The organism is Streptomyces sp. Da 82-17, from assembly GCF_046098215.1.
Classification (GTDB): Bacteria; Actinomycetota; Actinomycetes; order Streptomycetales; family Streptomycetaceae; genus Streptomyces.
In genome coordinates this window covers 200,195-206,697 of record NZ_JBJURH010000015.1, presented here as the reverse complement: position 1 = coordinate 206,697, position 6,503 = coordinate 200,195, and the positions used below count along the sequence as shown (strand labels likewise).

Genomic DNA, 6,503 nt, shown 5'->3' with positions numbered 1-6,503 from the left:
TCGCCTGCCTGGGGTCGCCCGGTGTGCGGCAGACCGGCTGCCTGGAGTTGCGGGGTACGGGGCAGCCGCCCGTTGCGGAAGTCCGGTGTGCGGCAGACCGCCCGCCGGGAGTCGCCGGGTGCGGGGCAGCCGCCCGGTGGGAAGCCCGGTGCATGGCAGGCCGCCTGCCCGGAGTCGCTCGGTGTGCGGCAAGCCGCCCGCCAGAAGTTGCCGGGTACGGGAAAGCCGCCTGGTGCGGGAGTCCGGTGCGCGGCAGATCGCCTGCCCGGAGTCGCCCGGTGCGCGGCAGGCTGGCTGCCTGGGGTCGCCGGGTGCGGGGCAGCCGCCTGGTGGGGACGCCCGGTGCATGGCAGGCCGCCTGCCCGGAGTCGCTCGGTGTGCGGCAGGCTGGCTGCCTGGGGTCGCCGGGTGCGGGGCAGCCGCCTGGTGGGGACGCCCGGTGCATGGCAGGCCGCCCGCCCGGACTCGCCCGGTGCGGGGCAGGCCGCCCGCCAGAAGTCGCCGGGTACGGGAAAGCTGGCCGGAGGAGACCTCCCGTACGCGGAAAGCCGCCGCCGGAGTCGATCCGGGGGCGGCTTCCGTACGGGCGGGCGGTGGTCAGACCACGTCGAACGTGGCCGGGTCCGGGCCGAGGCGCTTGCTCTCGTCGAGCGCGGCGATGGCCGTCAGGTCCTCGTCGTCGAGCTCGAAGTCGAACACGTCGATGTTCTCCGCGATCCGGGACGGCGTCACGGACTTCGGGATCACGACGTTGCCGAGCTGCAGGTGCCAGCGGAGCACGACCTGCGCCGGGGTGCGGCCGTGCTTCTGCGCGATCGCCACGATCGTCGGCACCTCGAGCAGGCCCTTGCCCTGGCCGAGCGGCGACCAGGCCTCGGTCGCGATGCCGTGCCGCGTGTGCGCCGCGCGCGACTCGGCCTGCTGCAGCTGCGGGTGCAGCTCGATCTGGTTGACGGCGGGCACGACCGACGTCTCGCCGAGCAGCCGCTCCAGGTGCTCCGGCAGGAAGTTGGAGACGCCGATGGCCTTCGCGCGGCCGTCGGCGTGGATCTTCTCCATCGCCTTGTACGTGTCCACGTACGTGTCCCGGGCCGGCAGCGGCCAGTGGATCAGGTACAGGTCGACGTGGTCCAGGCCAAGCTTGGCGAGGGACGCGTCGAAGGCGCGCAGCGTCGAGTCGTAGCCCTGGTCGGCGTTCCACAGCTTGGTGGTGACGAACAGCTCGTCGCGGGCGATGCCGGAGGATGCGAGCGCCCGCCCGGTGCCCTCCTCGTTGCCGTACACGGCGGCCGTGTCGATGCTGCGGTACCCGGCCTCCAGGGCGGTGCCGACGGCGTGCTCCGCCTCGTCGTCCGGCACCTGCCAGACGCCGAAGCCGAGCTGCGGCATCTCGACGCCGTTGTTGAGGGTGATGCTGGGGACCTTGCTCACGAGCTCTCGATCCTTCGGTGGTGGGTGGTACTCCCATCGTCAACGATCATCCGGCATCCGGCATTCCCGTCCGCAGCGCGCCTTGACGACCTGTTCACGGCACGTTCACCGCGCCGGACGCGTGCCGGGCACGTCGGGTGTGTCGGGAACGTCGGGCGTGCCAGGCGTGCCGGGTGCGGCGGGGAGCCCGAGGTACGCCTCCCGCACGCGCGGGTCGGCGCGCACCTCGGCCGGGGTGCCCTCGGCGAGGACCGCGCCGAGGTCGAGGACGACGACGCGGGCGCACAGCTCCATCACGAACGCCACGTTGTGCTCGACGAGCAGCACCGCACACCCCCGCTCCTCCGCCAAGTGCCGGACGACAGCGGCGAGTTGGTCCCGTTCCGGCGCGGTCATCCCGGACGCGGGCTCGTCGAGCAGCAGCAGCCGGGGCGGGTCGGCGAGGGCCCGCGCCAACTCGACCATGCGGGCGCGGCCGACCGGCAGGGTCCCGGCGTGGGCCGCCGCGAGGTCGTCGAGCCCGCACTCCCGCAGCACCTCCGAGGCCCTGGTACGACGTTCCCGCTCACGTCGGCGCCGGCCGGGCGCGCCGACCGCGTCGGCCACGAGCCCGCCTCCGCCGCCGCGCCACTCTTGGGCGACGAGCAGGTTGTCGGCGACGCTCAACTGCCCGAAGAGCTGCTGCCGTTGGAACGTGCGGCGCATCCCGTGCCGTGCCCGCCACACCGGGGAGCGGCGGGTGACGTCCATGCCGTCGAGCAGGACGCGGCCGGCGTCGGGGCGGCGGATGCCGGACACCACGTCGAACAGGGTGGTCTTGCCCGCCCCGTTGGGCCCGATGAGCCCGCAGACCTCGCCGGGGCGCACCGCGATCCGGGCGTCCCGCAGGGCCTGTACGCCGCCGAACCGCACGTCGACGCCGGTCGCTTCGAGCATGTGCCGGGTCATGGTCATGGCCCGCTCACCTCCGTACGGGTCGCGATGCCGAGGTACGCCTCCGTCAGCCGGTCCGCCTCCACCTCGGCGCGCGGGCCGCACCAGGAGATCCGGCCCTGCGCCAGGTACGCGACCCGGTCGGCGACGCCGAGGATCTCCGCCGCCTTCTCCTCGACGAGCAGCAACGCCGTGCCCGCGCCGCGGAGTTCGACGAGCAGCCGGAACACCTCGTCGACGACGCGCGGCGCGAGGCCGAGGGACGGCTCGTCGGCGATCAGCACCTTCGGCGGGCGCTGCAACAGCGGGGCGAGCGCGAGGAGTTGCTGCTCGCCGCCGGACAGCGAGCCCGCGCTCACGGTGCGCCGCGCGGCGAGCGCGGGGAACCGGTCGTACGCCGCTTCGCGGTCGGCGCGGTCGGGGAGGTGCAGGGCGAGGTTCTCGTCGATGGTGAGCGCGGGGAAGATGCCGCGGCCCTCGGGGGCGAGGAGGAGGCCCTCGCGGGAGCGGCGGACGGGGGACTGCCGGGTGACGTCCTGCCCGTTCAGGTGCACGTGGCCCGTGCGGGGCGTGAGGAGTCCTGCGGCGACCCGGCACGTGGTCGTCTTGCCGGCGCCGTTGGGCCCGAGCAGGGCGAGGATCTCGCCGGGGCGCACGGTGAGGTCCACTCCGTGCAGGACGGGCGCCCCGTCGTACCCGGCGTGCACGTCGTGCAGGGCGAGGGCGGTTTCCTCCCCACCCCGCCCCTTCCCGAAGGACCTGCGGTCGACCACGGGGGCTCCGCCCCCGGGCCCCCGGGACGTCTTTCGTCTGCGGCGCCGCCGTGGCCGGTCGCGCAGTTCCCCGCGCCCCTTTTCGGGGCTCCGCCTCGCACCCCGGTCGTTGTTCGGCTGCTGCGCCGTCGTGGCTGGTCGCGCAGTTCCCCGCGCCCCTGAAAACCCGGCCTCTCCGGCGCCTGAGGAGGCCCGTCGCCGATGTCGTCGTACCGCGACCGCCGCGCAATACCCGTCAGGATCGTTCGCCAGCGCCAGGCCCGCCAACCCGAACAGAATCACCGGCAGATGCGCGGACTCCGTCACGTAGTCGGCCATCAGGTGCGGGACGAGCGCGAACACCAGCCCCGCGACCACCGCGAACTGCGGCCGCCGTACGCCCGCCGCCACGACGACCGCGAGCCACACCAGACCGGTCATGGCGGTGAAGTCGGTGGCGGTGATGCGGGTGTTGTACGAGGCGTACATGACCCCGCCGAACCCGGCGAGCCCCGCCGACAGCGTGAACAGCAGCAGTTTCGTACGGATCACGGAGACACCGGAGGCCATCGCCGCGGCGGGCGCGGAGCGTACGGCGAGCATCGCGCGGCCCGTCGGCGAGTCGCGCAGGGAACTGAGGGCCGCGACCAGGGCCGTGACGAGGACGAGCAGGGCGACGCCCATGGCCCGGTCGTCGCCGAGGTCGACCGGGCCGAGGACGGGTCGCGGGATCTCCCAGCCGGTGTCGCCGTTGCGCAACCAGCCGGTCTGGAACAGGACTTGGTCGGCGAGGAACGCGAGCGCGAGCGTCGCGAGGGCGAGGGAACGGCCGCCGAGGCGCAGCGCGGGCAGCGCGACGACCGCGCCGAGCAGCGCCGCCGCGCAGGTGCCGACGAGCGCCGCGCCGAGGAACGGCCAGCCCCGGCTCATGAGCAGCCCGGTGACGAGGGCGGCGCCGGTGACGAACGTGGCCTGCGCGAGCGACACCATCGCGCCGAGCCCGGTGACCACGGTGAAGGAGAGGAACACGAGGGAGATCGCGAGGCCTTGGGCGAGGATGCCGCTCCAGAACGGGGTCGTGACCGTGTAGAACGCCACCGCGAGCAGCACTGCCGCCACCGCCCAGGGCCCCCAACGCCGTTGCCAGGACGCCCCGTTGAGGTAGTCCGGCGGCGGCGTGTCGACGGCGGCGGTGCCCGCGGTGCGCTGCCGTCGGGCCATGAGCAGCAGCCCGGCGAAGAGGATCAGGAACGGCACAGCCGTCCGGAATCCGGTGAGGTCGTCGGCGAACGAGGCGTACCCGGCGACGAGGTTCTGCAGCACGCCGAGCGCGAGCCCGCCCGCGAACGCGAGGGGGACGGAGGCGAAGCGGCCGAGGACGGCGGCGGTCGCGGAGACGAACAGGAACAGGGTGAAGTCGTGGGCGGACAGGCCGAGGAGCGGGGTGGCGAGCACACCGGCGAGGCCGGCGAGGGCCGACGACAGCATCCACGCCACGGACGACAGCCGGTCGGCGCTCATGCCGCGCAGCTCGACCAGCGAGCGGTTGTCGACGACGGCACGCAGCCGCAGGCCGAGCGGGGTGTGCCGGAGCAACAGCCACAGCCCGGCGGCGACCACGGCCGTGGTGACCCAGGTGATCAGCTGGTCGGAGTCGACGCCGACGCCGTCCGTCAGCTGCCAGGACACCGCCGGGCTCGGCCCGACGCCGGGCAGGCCGAACTGGTTCTCGGCGGGTTTCACGGGCGCGCCCGCCCACTCCAGGAGTTCGACGATCCACAGGCCGAGCGCGGGCAGCGCCACCAACAGGCCGATGGTGGCGACGATCTGGGCGGTCTCGCCGACCTTGGCGAGCTTGCGGAACATCAGCCGGTCGAGGCCCCAGCCGAGCCCGGGCGCGACCCCGCAGACGAGCAGCAGCGCGGTCGGCACGGCGGGCCAGCCGAAGCCGGAGTGCAGTTCGTGGAAGGCGAGGGCGCACAGGTAAGCGGTCGCGCCGTGGGCGAAGTTGAAGAGGCCGGACGCCGAGTAGGACAGCACGAGCCCGGTGGCGAGCAGCGCGTACAGCGCGCCCGAGACGAGACCGCTGAGGACGAAACCGAGAAGGTCAGCCATCGTGGGCCGCCGTCACTTGAAGGGGATCGGTTCGTAGCAGCGGTACGGCGAGGACACCTCGTACGCGCCGTTCTTGAGCTGGACGAGGGCGCCGCAGCCGAAGGACTCCTTCTGGCCCTTGGGCAGTTCGCGGTCGCCGACCAGGGTGCCGGTGTCCTTGAAGCCCTCGGCGGCCTGCTGGAAGGACGCGGTGGTGAGGTTCTTCCCGGCCTTCTCGGCGATGGCGAGGAACAGGTCGGCGGACATGTAGCCAGTCATCATGTGCATGTTGAGCGGCACGTCCTTGCCGGCGGCCTTCCTGATGTCGGCCTTGAACTGCTTCATCCGCGCGCTGTCCGACTCGAACGGCTCGAAGGTCAGCAGCACATGCACCCCGTCGAGGGCCTTCCTGGTGGCGCTCTTGGCGAGCAGGCCGGGGTCGTAGTCGGTGGGGTCGGTGATGACGCCCTGGTAGCCGGTCCGCTTGAGCGCCGTGAACAGGCCGATGTTGTACGGCGTCTGCATCACGGACACCACCGCGTCCGGCGCCTTCCCGCCGTCGCTGCGCAGGATCTCCTTGGTGTACGCGGACCAGTCGCTCGGCGTGGACGTCGCGGGCACGACGGCCTTGGCGTACGCGACGTCGAACCCGGCGGCGGCGAAGCCCTGCTTGTACGTGCGGATGGCGAAGGTGCCGGCGTCGTTGTCGTTGGCGAGGATCGCGACGGACTTGCCCTCGGCGCCGCCCATCACGTCGGCGAGGCCCTCCTGCCAGGCCTGGGTGATGGTGCCGCCGGGCATCGGGACGAGACAGCCGGTGAAGCCGTAGATGTACTTCGGTCCGCAGAACTGGGGGATGGTGCCCCAGCCGAACGTCGGGACCTGCTCCTTGTCGAGGAAGTCGGCCCCGGAGAAGGTGACCGAGCTCATCGGGGAGACCGCGAACACCTTGTCCTGCTGGACGAGTTTGCGGGCCGCGGCGAGGTTCTTGGCGGGATCCTGACCGTCGTCCTCCGCGCCCAGGTAGTCGATCGTCCGGCCGTGGACGCCGCCCTCGGCGTTGGCGCGGTCGTAGCGGGCCTTGGCACCGAGGTCGGTGTCCTTCTTGCTGTAGCCGCTGGAGGTGGTCATGGAGACGATGCCGCCGACCTTGATGCTGTCGTCGCTCACCCCGCGCGCCGAACCGCCGCCCCCGCCGGAGGCGGACGTGGCGGCGGAGTTGCAGGCGGTGGCGGCGAGCAGCAGGGCGGCAGCGGCGGTGAGGGTGCGGGTGCGGTTGCGTCGAGGCACTGG

At 73.0% G+C, this 6,503-nt stretch carries 4 protein-coding genes; all 4 read right to left on the bottom strand.

What is annotated here, in order from left to right; all coding sequences use genetic code 11:
• Positions 1 to 597: 597 nt before the first annotated feature.
• The gene (locus ACIDOF_RS24855) at positions 598 to 1,431 is read right to left on the bottom strand and encodes an aldo/keto reductase (RefSeq protein WP_409008282.1); all 834 of its coding nucleotides are present in this window, start codon (positions 1,429 to 1,431) and stop codon (positions 598 to 600) included.
• A 105-nt stretch (positions 1,432 to 1,536) separates the two neighbouring features.
• On the bottom strand, positions 1,537 to 2,379 hold the full coding sequence (locus tag ACIDOF_RS24850) for an ABC transporter ATP-binding protein (RefSeq protein WP_409008296.1): 843 nt from the start codon (positions 2,377 to 2,379) through the stop codon (positions 1,537 to 1,539).
• A 2-nt stretch (positions 2,380 to 2,381) separates the two neighbouring features.
• Positions 2,382 to 5,231 (bottom strand): ABC transporter permease subunit, encoded by a 2,850-nt coding sequence (locus ACIDOF_RS24845; RefSeq protein ID WP_409008281.1) that lies wholly within the window; start codon positions 5,229 to 5,231, stop codon positions 2,382 to 2,384.
• A 12-nt stretch (positions 5,232 to 5,243) separates the two neighbouring features.
• The gene (locus tag ACIDOF_RS24840) at positions 5,244 to 6,500 is read right to left on the bottom strand and encodes an ABC transporter substrate-binding protein (RefSeq protein ID WP_409008280.1); all 1,257 of its coding nucleotides are present in this window, start codon (positions 6,498 to 6,500) and stop codon (positions 5,244 to 5,246) included.
• Positions 6,501 to 6,503 lie beyond the last annotated feature (3 nt).